Consider the following 16,863-nt stretch of genomic DNA (forward strand, 5'->3'; position numbering starts at 1 on the left):
GTCTGCTCACAACAAATGTTAAGCTTTAAACGTAATCGGAAACGCTTTGACCCCATATACAAACGGGCTCTCGATAAACTCCAAATTTGCTTCGGGAGCTAATTGAATATCTTGTAGCCGTTCGAGGATCGCGCGAATAGCATGCAGTCCTTCTAAACGAGCGAGCGGCGCCCCAAGGCAAAAGTGGATGCCAAAGCCAAACGAGAGGTGGTTGTTCGGTTTGCGATCGATGATGAATGTATTTGGATCGGTAAATTGAGCTTCGTCGCGGTTGGCGGAAGCGACCCAGTTCACGACTTGTTCACCGGCCATAATCTGTTTGCCGCCTATTTGAATATCTTCGGTGGCGATGCGGCTAACCGCTTGAATCGGCGGGTAGAAGCGCAAGGCCTCCTCAATAAAGTTTTTAATTTGCGTGGGATCGTTTCGTAACTGTTGTTGCAAAGCTAGATCTTCTGTTAGTCGGCGTACGGAGTTGGTGATCAAGTTTGTCGTCGTTTCGTTGCCTGCCGCCAACAATAGAATGGAAAATCCGAGAATTTCCTCGTCGCTCAATTTTTCCCCTTCAATCTCCGCTGAAAGGAGCACTGAAATTAAATCATCTTTTGGCTGGCTGCGGCGTTGTCCGATAATTTTTGCAAAATAGGCCCCCAGTTCCTTGGTCGCTTTATCCTTTTCCATCATCACACGCTCAAACGCCTCGGCAGAACTGTCCGCGCTCCCTTTAACGAGCGCATCCGACCACTCTTTAAACAGCTGTCGATCCTCAGCTGGGACACCCAATAATTCGGCGATGATGATCACCGGCAACGGAGTTGCTAGATCATGGACCATGTCCATTTGCCCTTTCCCTTGTACAGCAGCGAGCAGCTCGCTGGTAATCGATTCGATGCGCGGGGCTAAATCATTCACCATTTTCGGCGTAAAGGCCTTGTTCACCAATGCTCGCATCTGGCTGTGGCGCGGCGGGTCCATCGTCAAAATGGTGACCGTATTTCCGCGTTCTAAGCTGCGTTTTGAGGAAAAGGTGGCAGGATCTTTTAAAATACGGTGTACATCTTCATAGCGAAAAATATCCCAACAGCCACGTGTTTCGTCGTAACGAACCGGAGTCGTCTGGCGTAATCGTTCGTAAATCGAAAAAGGATTTGCCCGATCTTCTGGCGATTGTAATTCTGGCATAGGAATTAGCGTTCTAGTCAACGTCGTTTGCATCGTATAGTCTCCTTTGTTTGGTAGTCGTCACTAGTAGGTTATCCCAATCTTGAGCATTTCATCGGACAACGGTAAAACTTTGCTTTTAAAATTAACATCAACTTCTCACAACATGTGGCAGACGACGTCGCGCGAGCCCCTTGTCATCGTAAAAAGTTGATCACTGCTAGTTTCATCAACTTTGGCGGGAGAAAAGTGGTATGATAGATTGAACAATTTTTTTGAAAAAAAGTGAGGGGTTGTCGTTGATTAAAGGGATTGAACATGTCGGAATTTTGGTGCCTAATATGGACCAGGCCATTGCTTTTTATCAGGAGGCGTTTGGATTGTCATTACGTAGGCGGGAGAGCCTCAACGCGGAGGTCGAATTGGCCTTTCTCACGTTTGCCGACCAGCCAAATGTGGAAGTCGAACTGATCGCGGGACCTGGAGTTGAACATAACGGAGCCGGGTTGATCGATCATCTGGCGTTTCGCGTGGAGGGAATCGAGTTAGAAATTGAACGTTTGAAAAAACTCGGGGCAGAACCAATTGACCTCGAACCACGCGTCATCCTTGGTGACGTAAAAATTGCCTTTTTAAAAGGACCGCATGGTGAAAAACTAGAATTAGTGGAAAGAAGTTAACGCAATGGAACCCATTTTTGAATAAAGAGGGGCGCAAGGTATATGACAAAAGTAGCATCACGTACTGCCGCCGCAAAAATCGTATCATGGACCGTCGTGTTTTTGTGGATGGCCCTCATCTTCTTTTTATCGCGCCAACCTGGGACGGAATCGGGTGAACTCAGCCGCGGAATAACCGCTTTTATTATAGATATTGCCAGAAAAGTAGCGCCCCAGTTTGATCTCGAAACGAGCAATTTCCACTTTTTCATACGGAAAAACGCTCACTTTTTCGCTTACTTCATCCTCGGTGTCTTCGTGATGAACGCCATGCGGACAAGCCGTATCGTTGGATTTCGTCGTTTCGCCTGGACCATCGTAATCTGCGTCCTGTACGCGATTTCCGATGAAACCCATCAGCTCTTTATTCCCGGCCGCTCCGGTGAAGTGAGGGATGTTTTGATCGACACTGCCGGCGCAGCCACAGGCATCGGCTTTTATTTATTGATAAGTTGGTTTTTTAGTAAGAGAAGCCGTTACAGCAAAAAAGTCCATGAAGCCGATTCTATTCACGCGCGCCAACGATTTTGAATACTGAACGTTGAATATGAAGGCCGCTTGTCAAAGAAATTTTGATTTCAAATTAAATCATTCCGATCCACCATTCTAGGGGCAAAACTAAGGGGCGCGCTCCCTTTTTTGATGTGGCTTGGATCGCGCGCGGCCTTTATTATCGAATATTGTGGACGGTATATCAGCGCGTTTTTCTCAGGATGTAGTTCCTTGCATGGGAATACTTTCCTCACCTTACTTCGACTGTGATCTCCTAGAATTCAACCACCTTATGCGAGTCAATCGTAAATTCGTCGTTTGCAGACAATACGACCAAGAAGCGGCTATTTCTGAAAAGCATACCCCGAGAAACTACTGCAACGGTCAAAATTCCCTTTAGAAAACGGATCCGCATCTATCTTGATGTGTAGTGGTCTTTGAGGCCCTTGCAATTGGAATTTTTAAAAAAACAAGGGCGCAAACGAGCTGCAAGGGCCAGATCGACCATTGCATGCTTAATTTTATCCATCTGTCTTTTGTAATGGTCGCAAATACTCTTAGAGCAATTAACCATCTATCCCACGCGGTCCTCTTACCTCAGTCCATAATGAGTTCCCTTCCCCCACCCGCCAAATCGCAAAGCGCCCATGATGATCCACAACATTCGATAACTATATTAGGAATTGGAAGGCGCCTTCTCGAAATCTCCAATGTGTAGCATCCACAATATTCGATAAAAAAGAGTGCCGCCCTTCGCCCCCGATCCGCCGCGGCCCGCATCTCCGAAAATTCCCCCCAACTCCATCCACAATATTCGATAATAAAGCGCGCCACCGTCCTTCCCTGACCATGCCTGTGTATCTAGGAGGAAACATGAGGACCCGATAGGTCATAACCGCTTATACAGGCTCATTACGCTATACTCGGCCATATCGCTGAATATCCTTTTTGTGGAAATCCACGCAACCGCGTACAATACGTTGATATATAAACAAATGAGTCAGAAAAACAGACTAAAGGGGAAGAAAAATGAGAAAATCAGTGTTAACTGTATTTGGACTATTTATGATTTTATCAATGGCCTTAGTTGGTTGCGGCGGCAGCGCGTCCGTAGATACGGCAGAGGGCGAAACGAACGCAGAACCAGGCGACACGACAGACGGCAAATTGTTGGACCCGAACAAGTTCCATTTTGCCATGAGCGGCGTGTATAAACCGTACAACTACGTGAATGAAAAGAATGAGCTAGAAGGCTTTGATGTGGATATCGCCCATGAAATCGCGAAGCGAATGGAGTTGGAGCCTGTTTCGGAACAGTTGCCGTGGGACTCGCTGATCATGGAACTGAAATCAGGTAAGTTTGACGCGATTACGGCAAGTATGGCAATCACCGATGATCGACTGAAAGAAGTCGACTTCACCCGCCCGTACTACTTGTCACAAGCCGTCATGTTTGTTCACGAAGACAATGCGGATAAGATCCGATCCAAAGAGGATCTCGAAGGCAAAAAGGTAGGCGTGGTGGCGGCCTCCACGTTTAAAGAAGCGGCAGAAAAATTGATCGGCCCCGAGGGCGAAGTCGTCGAATACACCAGTGACCTGCTTGCTCTAGAAGAACTAAAAGATGCGCGTCGCCTCGATGCGGTCATTACGGACTTAGGGGTGGGCCAGCATGCGATTGAACACGCAAATTTACCGGCAATCGCAGTGGGCGAAGCGCTTTTTGTTGATAAGATCGGAATTGCCGTGCAAAAAGGCAATCAAGAGCTGCTCGATGAGCTGAACGAAGCGCTCGAAGCGATGATCGAGGATGGAACGTACTTAAAAATCAGTGAAGAGTGGTTTAACGAAGATATGTTAGAAGAGAAATAGGCGACACAAAAAGCTTGCTTCAACAAAAAGGGGCTGGTTCATTGAGTAGGCGGTTAAATAAACACCTAAGCGAATGAATCAGCCTTTTCTATTTTTCTTTTAGGTTTCTTTCAGGGAGGTCAACATGGCGGACATTATCAACTTATTTATGCAAACGTGGCCAGGTTTTTTGAAGGCGGCCTGGTTTACTTTACGCTTAACTGCGGTCGCGCTCGTTTTTGGCAGCGTCGTTGGATTGATCGTTGCTTTTATGCGCTTGTCAAAATGGCGAATCATCTCGGGTTTGTCACAAATTTACATCACGATGGTTCGGGGCACGCCGCTTATTTTACAAATTTACGTGCTGTATTGGGGGATGCGCGAAATTATTTTGCTCGATCGATTTTGGGCGGGAGTGATTGCGCTTGCGATTCACAACGGGGCGTACATCGCCGAAATTTTCCGCGGAGCGATCCAGTCGATCGACAAAGGGCAGGCAGAAGCGGCTCGGTCGCTGGGCATGTCTCTGCCGTTAACGATGCGGCGAATCATATTGCCGCAGGCTTTTAAGCGGGCGATTCCGCCGCTCGGCAACCAATTTATTATCGGGCTGAAAGATTCATCGCTTGTCGGCTTTATCGGGTATCAGGAGTTGTACATGTTTTCCAACTCGACCGCGGCTCGCACGTTGTTGAACTTGGAATCCTATATGATCGCGGGCCTTTATTATCTGGCGCTCGTTTTAATTTTCACCTATATCGTCCATCGTTTGGAACAGCGGCTAGATGTGGACAACAATCATAAAGGAGGTGTAACGCATGTCGAAGGAACGCATGGTCGAGGCGCGCAAGCTTAACAAATCGTTCGGTCAACTGCATGTTTTAAAAGATTGTGACCTACAAGTCGATCGCAACGAAGTCGTCGTGATGATCGGGGCGAGCGGCTCGGGCAAAAGCACGTTGCTGCGTTGCCTTAACTTCTTGGAACTCGAAGACAGCGGTGAGATCTTTATTTCTGGAAAAAAGGTGGACCCGCGTAAAGACGACTTGAATCGCATTCGCCAACAAGTCGGGATGGTGTTCCAGCATTTTAACTTGTTCCCGCATATGAACGTGTTGCAAAATGTGATCGAGGCGCCGATGCAGGTTAAAGGGGTGAGCAAAGCGCAGGCGATCGCCTTGGCCCAAGAGCTATTGGAAAAAGTCGGGCTCGCCGATAAAGCGGACAGTTATCCGAGTCAGTTGTCAGGCGGACAACAACAACGCGTCGCCATCGCGCGGGCGTTGGCGATGAAGCCGGATGTGATGTTGTTCGATGAACCGACCTCGGCGCTCGATCCCGAACTCGTCGGCGAAGTGCTCGGCGTCATGCGCGATTTAGCCAAAGAGGGGATGACGATGGTCGTCGTCACCCATGAAATGGGCTTCGCTCAAGAAGTCGCCGATCGAGTCATCGTCATGCACGACGGGGCGATCATCGAACATGGTCCGCCCGAGCAAATTTTCCAACACCCGAAACACGAACGCACCCAGCGGTTCCTAAGTCAAGTACTCTAAAACAAAACAAGCGGATCAGATAACGGGTAGTTATCTGATCCGCTTTTCATTTAAACCATTCCATCCTCATCTCACTATCTTAACCGACCTTGTCAAACTGACTTTGATACAGTTGAGCGTAAAACCCATCATTGGCGAGCAATTCATCGTGTGAGCCTTGTTCAATGATGTCCCCGTCTCGCATCACCAAAATCAGGTCAGCGTTGCGAATCGTGGACAGTCGATGGGCGATCACAAAGCTGGTGCGCCCTTGCATCAGATGGTCCATCGCTTTTTGAATGAGCGCCTCGGTGCGCGTATCGACTTTACTGGTCGCTTCATCCAAAATCAAAATTTTCGGATCGGACAAAATCGCGCGAGCAATCGTCAACAGCTGTTTCTGCCCTTGTGAAATGTTGTCGGCCGCCTCATTTAAGACCATCTCATATCCGTCCGGTAACGCCCGAACAAAATGATCAACCTGAGCCGCTTTTGCCGCTTCAATCACGTCTTCGTCCGTCGCGTCGAGCCGACCGTATCGAATGTTATCGGCGATCGTCCCATTAAACAACCATGTATCTTGCAGCACCATCCCGAACAGCCCGCGCAGTTCATTCCGTTCAAAATCGCGAATGTCATGACCATCGATGCGGATCGTCCCACTGTTCACATCGTAAAAACGCATTAGCAGTTTGACGATCGTCGATTTACCGGCCCCGGTTGGACCGACGATGGCGATTTTTTGTCCCGGATTCACGTTTGCGTTGAAATTGCGGATGACGGTTTGTCCAGGTTCATAGCCGAACGCGACCTGTTCAAACTGGACGCCGCCCTCAATCGCCACCGCATTTTTTCCATCGACGCCAGTTTGTTGAACCGTCAAGGCCTCAGCCGCTTCCTCGACTTCTTCCTCTTCCGCCAAAAACTCAAAAACGCGTTCCGCGGCCGCCGCTGTTTGTTGCAGCACGTTGGAAATGTTGGCGATCTGGGTGACAGGATGGGTAAACGAGCGCACATATTGAATGAACGCCTGGATGCCTCCGACCGTCAAACTGCCTGTCACCGTCAAGTAGCCGCCGAGAATACAGATGACGACATACGTCAAGTTCCCGATAAAGGTGGTGATCGGCATGATCATCCCTGACAAAAAGTTCGCCTTCCAAGCCGACGCGTACAGCGTGTTGTTGTACTCATCGAACGTGGTGGCCGCTTCCTTTTCCCCGTTGAACGCTTTGACTACCTCATGGCTGCTAAAAATTTCTTCTACATGCCCGTTCACATGACCTAAATATTGTTGTTGATTGCGAAAATGAGTTTGTGATTTTTTCACGATGCCGATGACAGATACCATCGATAGCGGTAAAATCAGCAAGGCCGCTAGCGTCATCTGCCAACTGATCGTTAGCATCATCACCGTAATCCCGATCACTGTCGTTACCGACGTGATGATTTGCGTCATGCTTTGGTTTAGTGTCTGGTTGATCGTGTCGACGTCGTTCGTAATCCGCGACAGCACCTCGCCGTGGTTTGTTTTATCGAAATAACGAAACGGTAATTTATGAATCTTCTCATTAATATCACTGCGCAGCTTGCGGGTGATCTGCATGCTGACCCCCGCCATCACATACCCTTGTAAATAGGAAAAGACGGCGCTGATGATGTACAAGCCGAGCAACCATAATAAAATTTTCCCAATCTTTTCAAAGTGGATCCCGCCAATGCCCGCGATTTGGTCCATGATTCCTTTAAAAAGTTCGTCCGTCGCTTGACCTAGAATTTTGGGGGCCACAATTGTAAACACGGTGGAGATGATCGCCAATATCCAGACGCCCGCAATCGTCCACTTGTGCCGCCCGACATAACTGAGCAACTGCTTCATCGTTGCTTTAAAGTTTTTCGCTTTTTGGCCCGGCATCATGCCGTGTCCGCCGTGCCCGCGTCCGCCAAAACCACCCATTGGTCCGCGACCGCCGCCAGCCCCGTGTCCCGCGGGTCCGCGATGCCCACTTTGTTGTTGACTCATGCTAACTCCTCCTTTGACAGCTGCGAAGAAGCAATCTCGCGATACTCAGGGCATTGTTGCAGGAGTTCGCGGTGGGTGCCGCGTCCGACAATTTCGCCTTTTTCCAGCACGAGAATTTGTTCGGCATGCATAATCGTGCTCACGCGTTGGGCGACGATAATCATCGTTGCGTTCGCCGTTTGCTCCTTCAACGCCTGGCGCAACCTGGCATCGGTGCGAAAATCGAGCGCGGAGAAACTATCATCAAAAATGAGCGCGTCAGGACGTTTCGCCAAGGCGCGGGCGATCGTTAACCGTTGTTTCTGTCCGCCCGACACGTTGGACCCGCCTTGCGAGATCGGCGCCTCAAACTGCTCGGGTTTTTCCGAAATAAACTCCGTCGCCTGAGCGACTTCAGCCGCCCACTTCATTTCTTCTTCGGTCGCATCGGGTTTGCCGTAAATCACATTCGAGGCGATCGTCCCCGATAAAAGTAATCCTTGTTGGGGCGCGTACCCGATTTTTGCCCGTAAATCTCCCAGTTTTACGTGACGAATATCGACGCCGTCCAATTGAATTTCACCCGCGCTCACATCGTAAAAACGGAGAGCTAAGTTGGCAATCGTTGATTTACCTGAACCGGTTGACCCGATAATCGCGGTCGTTTGTCCGGGCTTGGCCACAAAAGAAATCGCGCGCAGGGCGTCTTCTTCGGCGCCTTCATAACGGAAATAAACGTCCTTGAATTCGAGTACCCCTCTTTTCTGCGGGTCAAACGATTGTGGTTCGACAGGATCGGAAATGGCGATTTCCGTTTCTAACACTTCCGTGATCCGTCCCGCTGACACCGCCGCTCGCGGCACCATAATAAACATCATCGAGACCATCATAAACGACATTAAAATTTGCATGACGTATTGCATAAAAGCCATCATGTCGCCCACTTGCATTGAAGAAGCGGCGATCCGCTGGGCCCCGACCCAAACGATCAGCAGAGTAACGGCGTTCATAATGAACATCATCGTAGGAAACATGAACACCATCACGCGGTTAACGAATAAGTTTGTTTGCGTCAAATCGGTGTTCGTTTGTTCAAAACGTTCTGTTTCGTGGCGCTGGGCTCCGACCGAGCGAATCACCATCAGCCCGTTCAAATTTTCCCGAGAAACCAAGTTCAATTTATCCATTAACTTTTGAATTAATTTGAATTTAGGCATGGCAATCGTCATCACGACAATAATCATCCCCAACAAAATCACGACGGCGAGGGCAATAATCCAACTCATCGAAGCCGATTTGTTGACAGCCATAATGATCCCGCCAATCCCCAAAATCGGGGCGTAACACATCATCCGAATCCCGATCAGCAGCACTTGCTGCACTTGGTTGACGTCGTTTGTGCAGCGGGTGATCAGTGACGCGGTTGAAAATTGATCAAATTCCCGCTTCGAGAAATCCTCGACTTTGGCAAAAATTTGCGTCCGCAAGTTTCGGGCCACGCCTGTTGCCGTTCGCGAAGCAAGAAAACCGACAATCACCGTCGCCAGTCCACCAAGTAAGGCGATGCCGAGCATTTTGAGTCCAACTTTGAGAATGTAGCTGGTCTGTTTGGCTCCTAAATCAACGCCTAATTCATTGTAAAAAGCTTTCGTAAACAGGATCCCCGTTTGTTTTTGCATCATCGGGTCGGTCGCCGCAAGTTGCCGCGCCTCTTGGATCGCTGATTCTGGCAACGAATGTAGCATCGGTATCATTGGATACAATTTTGTCACATCGATGTTGGTGGCCTGTTCCGCCTGGGAAGCTGCCTCGGCATCTCCTGTTGGAGGCTGCATGTCTGGCGCCATTTCTGTCATCAGGTGGACCAACGTGAGCGACGCCGCCCCAAAAGCATCGTCGAGCGCTTCCGAATCAGCGCTGGGTTTGCCGCCGTCATTGGTCTTTTTTATATAATATTGTGGATCCGCTGCGGCAGGGTACAAACTTCCATACAATTCCCCTTCGGTATTTTTATCCGTGGCTGAAACGGGCGCATAGTTCGCTTCCACTAATCGCTGTTCCTCATCCGTCATCAATGTCGTCGCCAACCGCATTCCGTCTTCGCTCAGCGCGTCAGGCGCGGCGTGTTCAATTCCGCTTTGTTGAATCCCAACATTGACGATCTCTGACATGTAGTTTGGCAAGTTCAAATCGGCAAAAGCCTGCGTAAACAGGAACACAATCGCCAACAAAATCCCGCCTAAAAATGGTTTAAGCTGCTTTGCAAATTTCATCCGCGATCCTCCTCCCCTTTTTCATTCAACTGCTCGGAAATATCGGCGAAACGTTGAAACAAATCCACCAGTTGCCGTGTGTCATCCTCGCCAAACAACGTAATGATCTCCTCCAAGCGCTGATTAAAATACCGCTCCATCTGGGCCAACATCTCCACGCCCGCCGAAGTCAGCGTCACCACCACTTTGCGGCGATCCGCCTTGTCCGTCTCACGAACAATGTACCCCTTTTTCTCAAGCGAACGATACATCTGTGAAATGGCAGGCTTCGTCACATGCAGCTTTTTTTGCAATTCCTTCGTCAAAATCGGGCGATCGGAGTCCGCCGCGTGCCGCGCGATTCGCTTCATCAAAAAAACTTCTCCCATATGCAAATCCAATTCCGGCGGGAACTGAATCGTAACCTTTCTAAAACGAAAAAGAGAGCGGGCGAGCTGTTCCTTCAATTGATGGTCTGCATGGCTTCCCATTCGTTGCTTGCTCCTCGCAGTCCGTTCATCGTCAACCACCGTTCGTACCCTCCTTCTGATCACAAACTATTAAGCACTTAACTATTAAGCATTAAACAGTATACAACCATTAGCGCGAAAAATAAACCTTTTTTAAAAAGGGGATCGCTGGAAGCGAGGCATTGCGACGGGTAACGAGTTAAACCGCGATTGTATTGGGGGAGGACGAGGGGAGCATTCCGCTCCCGCTTCGAGCGGTATATCCACAATACTCGATAAAAAAGGGCCGCGATGACAGAGAAGACCAGCGAGATTAAAGTCAATCCACAAATCCACAATATTCGATAAAAAAGCGAGGCGCGGCGGGGATGGGGGCGGAAGGTAGGCGCGGAAGGGGAGGTTGGTTGGCAGGTCGGCAGGCGGGAAGGTTGGCTGTAAAGGCCAAAACGGCCCTTACAAATTTAAGATTCGAGCATCAATCCCCTGTAAGGGGCTCCCAGGCCTTTACAACAAGATAAGTGGGGAAAAAATGGGGCATGATCACTTGTAAGGGTCTGAGCTGCCTTTACAAACCCAAATTTGCGGGTGACATTTATGCAAGAGTCAAAACTCCCTTTACAGTCCGATCAAACGCGCAAATTTGATCCCGGCTAACTCGATCCACAATATTCGATAAAAAAGCGAGGCGCTCCCTCCCTCCACCGACCGCTGCCCCACCACCCATTAGCAAAAATTGGTTAACCACCAAAATATCTGCTAACATAAACACACGCACAATCGTTTTAATCGATTAGTTCATTTTATATATAATGATAGGAAGGTATTATGACGCGTAAAAAAAGGAAAAGCAAGTTCAAAAGATTGCTCTACTGGATTCCCGTCATTCTTTGGATGGCTGTCATTTTTAAAGCGTCTTCGCAACCATACGAAGATCAAGATTTACGACCGATGTTGGACCAATATGCTCCGAAAGCAACGGTAGAAAAATATCTCGGTGATGTCAAAGTAAACTATGCGGGCAGGGAAATCAGTATCGAACAAAGGGGTGTGCCCGCGTTTCTTGAGTTTTTCATTCGTAAAGGAGCGCATATTTTCGTATTCATGATGCTGGCGATTCTCATTCAATGGGTTGTCCAAAAAACATGGTTAAGAGGATTCCGCAGTTACGCCTTTACCTTGATCGTCACGTTTCTGTATGCGTGCAGTGACGAATGGCATCAATCGTTTAACCCCAATCGCACCGCCAAATTATCAGACGTAGGAATCGACATGGTTGGCGTTTTCATCGGCCTCGCGTTCATCTTTGCGATCAACACTTGGAATCGATTTCAGCAGCGTATCCGTTAAAAGGAAAGTTTTTTGAACATTTATATTGTTTCGTTCATCGACTAATTATAAAATAGAGCATAGGCAACTGGTTCTTTCTTATATACAGAAAGCGTTCGGTTGGTTAAAAGGGTCAAATTTGCTAAATAAAGAATGGGAAAATCTTAAGGGGGAAAAAGAAGGTAATGTCTACCATGTTAGAAAGTGAACAAACGGAGTTGGAAGCGGCGCGGGCTTATGTGAAACAAGTGTATGATTCTGTCGTTCAACGCAACTCGATGGAACCGGAATTTCTGCAAGCGGTTAAGGAGATTTTGGATTCCCTCTTGCCTATTCTCGCTAAAGAGACCAAATATAGGGAAAATGGAATTTTGGAGCGACTCGTAGAACCGGAAAGATTAATTTCGTTCCGCGTGCCGTGGGTCGATGACCAGGGCAAAGTCCAAGTGAATCGTGGTTATCGGGTGCAATTTAACAGCGCAATAGGCCCCTATAAAGGTGGAATTCGTTTTCATCCGTCGGTCAATGCGAGCATCGTTAAATTTTTAGGTTTTGAACAAATTTTCAAAAATGCCTTAACAGGACAACCCATCGGCGGTGGTAAAGGCGGATCCGATTTTGATCCAAAAGGAAGATCCGACCGCGAAATTATGAATTTTACACAAAGCTTTATGACCGAATTGTACCGTTATCTTGGACCTGATGTAGACGTTCCCGCGGGGGATATCGGCGTTGGAGCGAGAGAAGTTGGGTACATGTTTGGGCAATATAGAAGAATTCGCGGCGCATACGAAGCCGGCGTGTTAACTGGAAAAGGAATCGGGTACGGTGGAAGCTTAGGTAGAAAAGAAGCGACCGGGGCGGGTCTCGTTTACTTCATGCGTGAAATGCTAAACGGGGCGGGACTCAGTTTTCAGGGCGCGTCCGTCGTCGTTTCAGGATCGGGTAACGTTGCGATTTACGCGATGGAAAAAGCGATTGAGTTTGGGGCAAAAGTGGTTGCTTGCAGCGATTCCAGCGGATACATTTATGATCGTAACGGATTGAATCTTGACACAGTTAAGCGATTGAAAGAAGTAGAAAGAAAGCGAATCAGCGAATACGTGAATGAGCATCCTGGTTCAGAGTACTATGAGGGATGTTCTGGGATTTGGACAATTCCATGCGATATTGCGTTACCTTGCGCGACACAAAATGAAATTGACGAAACTTCTGCGAGACAACTCATTGAAAATGGGGTAAAAGCAGTTGGAGAGGGCGCCAACATGCCGTCTACGCTAGAAGCAATTGATGTGTTCTTAAACGGCAACGTCCTATTTGCTCCAGCAAAAGCGGCGAACGCTGGCGGAGTTTCCGTGTCCTCTTTAGAGATGGCGCAAAATGGCATGAAATTGGCTTGGTCCGCGGAAGAAGTCGATGAAAAACTCCAAGGCATCATGGCCGACATCTATCGCAGCGCAATGGCTGCGTCACAAGAATATGGTGTCCCTGGTAACCTCGTAGCTGGCTCAAACATTGCCGGTTTCCAAAAAGTAGCCGAAGCCATGCTGGCCCAAGGTGTTATCTAATTAAAGGCGCGTATTAGCGCATATGCGTATCACGGCGGCGAAAAGCGATCCATTCGTTTTTCGCCGCTTTTATATTTTACCCAAATCCTCACGTGGTCAATGGGGGATGTCCCCCTTCGTAACGGCCTTTTTTATCGAATATTGTGGATGAGTGATGTGGATAGATAGACCAATAATTGCTTTTTTATCGAAAATTGTGGATGGAATAACGGCTCTTCCTTCGTTCGTTTCCTTTTATATCTGAAAATGTGGATGAAGGCGGAGTGAAAAGCGGAAAAGTCGGTGTCGAAGCTCTCATAATGGATAGAATGCTCAGTCATTTTCTTTTTCATCGAGTATTGTGGATAATGTGCTACGAATCAATTTTGATAGTTCGCTTTATTATTAGAAATTGTGGATGGATTACTGGGCTTGGCTTAACTAGCATTTAGATATCCACAATGCGACATTTTGCCCGATGACTTTCAGAAGAACCCTGTTTGCTTGGTCCTAAAAAAGTTTTTCTCGCCCGCTCAACTTGATCCACAATATTCGCTAAAAAAAGAAGAGTAGCCCAAAAGCGTTCGCAGGCTACTCTTCCTCTCCAGTTTTTATATCCACTTCCTACTTATCAAAATAATTCCACCTAGCATCTTCCTCGACGATCTCTTTTCAGGCCAAACCGATTGCCTCTTTTACGCGACTTAATTCCAACTCTATAAACTCCTGAAAAGTAATGCTCAATTTTTGATTTCGGTAAATGTCCGCCATTTTTTCAATGAACTCATCAGAAAGAATAACATGTCTCATAACCAATCAGCGCTCCTTTTTGAATATAAAATCCCGCGATTTAGGGTACTTAAAGTATTCGACCTGTAGGTCTGTCGAATCCTTTGATGAAAAAGGTCTTTCTTTGACTTGTTTCGTTGAATTGAATTTTTGTTATAATAGGGTAACTAATTCTAATTTATAGGAAGGGGGATGGGACCTTATGGCTATTTTAGTAACCGGTGGCGCCGGGTACATCGGCAGCCACGCGTGTGTGGAATTGTTGAACGAAGGGTATGACATCGTTGTCGTCGATAATTTTAGTAATAGTAAACCAACCTCGTTAAAAAGGGTAGAAGAGATTACGGGAAAAACTTTTCCGTTTTATGAGGCGGATTTATTGGACTGCGCAGCGTTGGACCGTATTTTTCAGGAGAATGAAATTGAGGCTGTGATCCATTTTGCGGGGTTAAAAGCCGTCGGGGAGTCGGTTGAAAAACCACTCAGTTATTACCATAACAACATCACGGGTACGTTAGTGTTGTGCGAGGTGATGCAAGCCCATGGCGTATATAATATCGTATTCAGTTCCTCGGCAACGGTGTACGGTTCACCGGAAAAAGTGCCGATCAAAGAAACGGCTGCGTTACAAACGACGAACCCGTATGGACGGACAAAACTAATGATTGAAGAGATTTTACGCGATTTGCGGGTGGCAGATGAAAGGTGGAGCATTGCTTTGCTCCGTTATTTTAACCCAATCGGCGCTCATAAGAGTGGAAAAATTGGCGAAGATCCAAGCGGATTACCTAACAATTTGATGCCATATATCACCCAAGTGGCGATTGGCAAACTGGCTGAGTTAAAAGTTTTTGGTAACGATTATGAAACGGTGGATGGAACAGGCGTTAGGGATTACATTCACGTTGTCGATTTGGCAAAGGGGCACTTAAAAGCGTTACAAAAAACGCAGCTCCATAGTGGAGTTGAAGCGTATAATTTGGGGACAGGCAAAGGGTACAGCGTATTGGAAGTGGTGGCTGCTTTTGAAGAAGCGTCAAAATGTAAGATTCCTTACGCGATCGATGAACGCAGACCTGGGGATATTGCCGCCTGTTACGCGGATCCACAAAAAGCGAAAGAACAATTGGGTTGGCAGGCAGAAATGGGAATCGCGGAGATGTGCGCTGATTCGTGGCGGTGGCAATCGCAAAATCCAAATGGGTATGAGTGAGTTAAATGAACAGGAAGAGGGGAGCGAATTCGCTCTCTTTTTTTTCCCATTAACCTTGATTCACATTAGGTGAATCGACATGAAGGATTGCGCGAGAAAGAGGACGGACGGTGTTAAGTGACGCCTCACGATCTGCTAGTGTATTGTTGTGAGGTGTGAATGGACTTCACAGACCGCGCGGTGGGATGGGACAGGGGACAATCGCGCTCGACACAGGATAAAATGTTTTATCTTTATAAGAAGGATTAGTCGTGGTTTAACCCGAAATATATACAGTATGAAATGATGTGAATAAAGATGAAAAAGGGGGGTGATCTGGTTGTTGGTCGGGGAGTTTTTGAATCGTATTCAACAAGGGGAAACGGTAACTGGGATTAGTGAAGCGCTAGGATTGCATCGCAAAACACTGCAACGGCGGTTGCGACGTTTAGGGTATAAGTGGGATTCAGATAACTTAAGATGGCGTTGGGACGGTAAGGAAGGGTCGGAGCCGCTGCATATGTCTCTAGTCGACATGAATATGAGTTGGTCAAAACAATTGGATAAATCCGATTCACAGCCTATGAATCAAGACAAAAAAAATATTATTTCGTCCCCTTTCACTTTGGATGAAATAAGAGATTTAAAGGACATGCTGGAGCAATGGCGTCAATCCCCTGATTCGTTATCCGTTTCTGAACAAGACTTGGTCGATCGTATACAACAGATACGTAATAGTGAGAACGAAAAAGTGCGCAAGACGATTGTGATTGACCATGAGATCGGCGATCGGTTCGATGATTACGCGGATAAGACACGTTTAAATAAATCCGATTTGCTTCATTTGGCTATATATGAGTTAATGGAGAAGTATCGACTACCTTAAAGAGTAGCAGCGGGAGTAGGCATTTTAGCTGATCGAAACAATAAATTGTGAAAAAAGCGGTAATATTTAAGAAAAAAGCGAGGAAATGTCTAAAAAACCTTGCCAAACCGCTGAAATGAATGTATTTTGTAAGCAGGCCAAACAATTGTTTGGAAAAGTTTTCTATCGAGGAGGGCTACGCGTGAACAAGTCAGAATTGATCGCATATGTAGCAGAGCAATCAGAATTAACGAAGAAGGACGCAACAAGAGCCGTAGAGGCGGTATTTGAAGCGATCGAAAGTACTTTAAAGAATGGCGAGAGGGTTCAACTTATTGGGTTTGGGAATTTTGAGGTTCGTGATCGCGCTGCGCGTAAGGGGCGTAACCCACAAACAGGTGAAGAAATCCAAATCGCAGCGAGCAAGGTTCCTGCGTTCAAACCTGGAAAGCAATTAAGAGACGCTGTAAACTAAAAGCGTTCCACTTTCCAGTCATTTTAAAGGTTACGTTTTCCACTATAAAAGAGAGAACGTGTTTTACGATGCTTCGAGATTTCAAAAGAAACCGAGATTTCCGAAAAGGGATTTCGGTTTTTTTGAATCCTTTTTTTAGAAGTGAGGGCTACATTGGGTGGCGCGGGGGATTGGAGTTGTCGGACAG

Annotated in this window: 15 protein-coding genes; 10 read left to right on the plus strand and 5 right to left on the minus strand. The window is 47.3% G+C overall.

The features are described from left to right. Positions 1–18: 18 nt before the first annotated feature. Complete coding sequence (locus BEP19_RS14545) at positions 19–1,215, minus strand: cytochrome P450 (RefSeq protein ID WP_120190625.1); 1,197 nt, start codon at positions 1,213–1,215, stop codon at positions 19–21. A gap of 245 nt (positions 1,216–1,460) precedes the next feature. Here BEP19_RS14545 and BEP19_RS14550 point away from each other — a divergent pair, with 245 nt between their 5' ends. The 5 genes from BEP19_RS14550 to BEP19_RS14570 all read left to right on the plus strand — a co-directional run bounded on the left by BEP19_RS14550 (position 1,461) and on the right by BEP19_RS14570 (position 5,779). After that, positions 1,461–1,841, plus strand: coding sequence for a VOC family protein (locus tag BEP19_RS14550; RefSeq protein WP_120190626.1), 381 nt, complete (start codon positions 1,461–1,463; stop codon positions 1,839–1,841). A gap of 42 nt (positions 1,842–1,883) precedes the next feature. Continuing rightward, on the plus strand, positions 1,884–2,411 hold the full coding sequence (locus tag BEP19_RS14555) for a VanZ family protein (RefSeq protein ID WP_120190627.1): 528 nt from the start codon (positions 1,884–1,886) through the stop codon (positions 2,409–2,411). 990 nt (positions 2,412–3,401) lie between these two features. After that, positions 3,402–4,244, plus strand: coding sequence for a transporter substrate-binding domain-containing protein (locus BEP19_RS14560; protein WP_120190628.1), 843 nt, complete (start codon positions 3,402–3,404; stop codon positions 4,242–4,244). Positions 4,245–4,368: 124 nt separating this feature from the next. Next, entirely contained in the window at positions 4,369–5,079 is a 711-nt protein-coding gene (locus tag BEP19_RS14565; RefSeq protein ID WP_120190629.1) for an amino acid ABC transporter permease, read from the plus strand. Continuing rightward, complete coding sequence (locus BEP19_RS14570; protein ID WP_120190630.1) at positions 5,042–5,779, plus strand: amino acid ABC transporter ATP-binding protein; 738 nt, start codon at positions 5,042–5,044, stop codon at positions 5,777–5,779. Before BEP19_RS14565 ends, BEP19_RS14570 begins: the two co-directional genes overlap by 38 nt. A 79-nt stretch (positions 5,780–5,858) precedes the next feature. On the opposite strand, the gene BEP19_RS14575 is transcribed toward BEP19_RS14570, so the two are convergent. The 3 genes from BEP19_RS14575 to BEP19_RS14585 are packed head-to-tail and all read right to left on the minus strand — an operon-like array spanning position 5,859 to position 10,542. Further along, entirely contained in the window at positions 5,859–7,781 is a 1,923-nt protein-coding gene (locus BEP19_RS14575) for an ABC transporter ATP-binding protein (protein WP_120190631.1), read from the minus strand. Then, positions 7,778–10,033 (minus strand): ABC transporter ATP-binding protein, encoded by a 2,256-nt coding sequence (locus tag BEP19_RS14580; protein ID WP_120190632.1) that lies wholly within the window; start codon positions 10,031–10,033, stop codon positions 7,778–7,780. Before BEP19_RS14580 ends, BEP19_RS14575 begins: the two co-directional genes overlap by 4 nt. Continuing rightward, complete coding sequence (locus BEP19_RS14585) at positions 10,030–10,542, minus strand: MarR family winged helix-turn-helix transcriptional regulator (protein WP_120190633.1); 513 nt, start codon at positions 10,540–10,542, stop codon at positions 10,030–10,032. Before BEP19_RS14585 ends, BEP19_RS14580 begins: the two co-directional genes overlap by 4 nt. A gap of 765 nt (positions 10,543–11,307) precedes the next feature. On the opposite strand from BEP19_RS14585, the gene BEP19_RS14590 reads away from it, so the two are divergent. Then, positions 11,308–11,829: a VanZ family protein gene (locus BEP19_RS14590; protein ID WP_120190634.1), complete on the plus strand. Its 522-nt coding sequence runs from the start codon at positions 11,308–11,310 to the stop codon at positions 11,827–11,829. 164 nt (positions 11,830–11,993) lie between these two features. Beyond that, entirely contained in the window at positions 11,994–13,376 is a 1,383-nt protein-coding gene (gdhA, locus tag BEP19_RS14595) for an NADP-specific glutamate dehydrogenase (RefSeq protein WP_120190635.1), read from the plus strand. A 651-nt stretch (positions 13,377–14,027) separates the two neighbouring features. Here gdhA and BEP19_RS17740 read toward each other — a convergent pair. Further along, positions 14,028–14,165: a hypothetical protein gene (locus tag BEP19_RS17740; RefSeq protein WP_170145381.1), complete on the minus strand. Its 138-nt coding sequence runs from the start codon at positions 14,163–14,165 to the stop codon at positions 14,028–14,030. 181 nt (positions 14,166–14,346) lie between these two features. On the opposite strand from BEP19_RS17740, the gene galE reads away from it, so the two are divergent. The 3 genes from galE (at position 14,347) to BEP19_RS14610 (ending at position 16,676) form a co-directional block, all read left to right on the plus strand. Further along, positions 14,347–15,357: a UDP-glucose 4-epimerase GalE gene (gene galE / locus BEP19_RS14600; protein ID WP_120190636.1), complete on the plus strand. Its 1,011-nt coding sequence runs from the start codon at positions 14,347–14,349 to the stop codon at positions 15,355–15,357. A 310-nt stretch (positions 15,358–15,667) separates the two neighbouring features. Continuing rightward, positions 15,668–16,222 carry a ribbon-helix-helix domain-containing protein gene (locus BEP19_RS14605; RefSeq protein WP_147393808.1) on the plus strand — a complete coding sequence of 185 codons (555 nt, stop codon included), beginning with the start codon at positions 15,668–15,670 and terminating at the stop codon, positions 16,220–16,222. Positions 16,223–16,337: 115 nt separating this feature from the next. After that, complete coding sequence (locus tag BEP19_RS14610) at positions 16,338–16,676, plus strand: HU family DNA-binding protein (protein WP_170145393.1); 339 nt, start codon at positions 16,338–16,340, stop codon at positions 16,674–16,676. Positions 16,677–16,863 lie beyond the last annotated feature (187 nt).

Source organism: Ammoniphilus oxalaticus, from assembly GCF_003609605.1.
In the GTDB taxonomy this organism is placed as follows: Bacteria; Bacillota; Bacilli; order Aneurinibacillales; family RAOX-1; genus Ammoniphilus; species Ammoniphilus oxalaticus.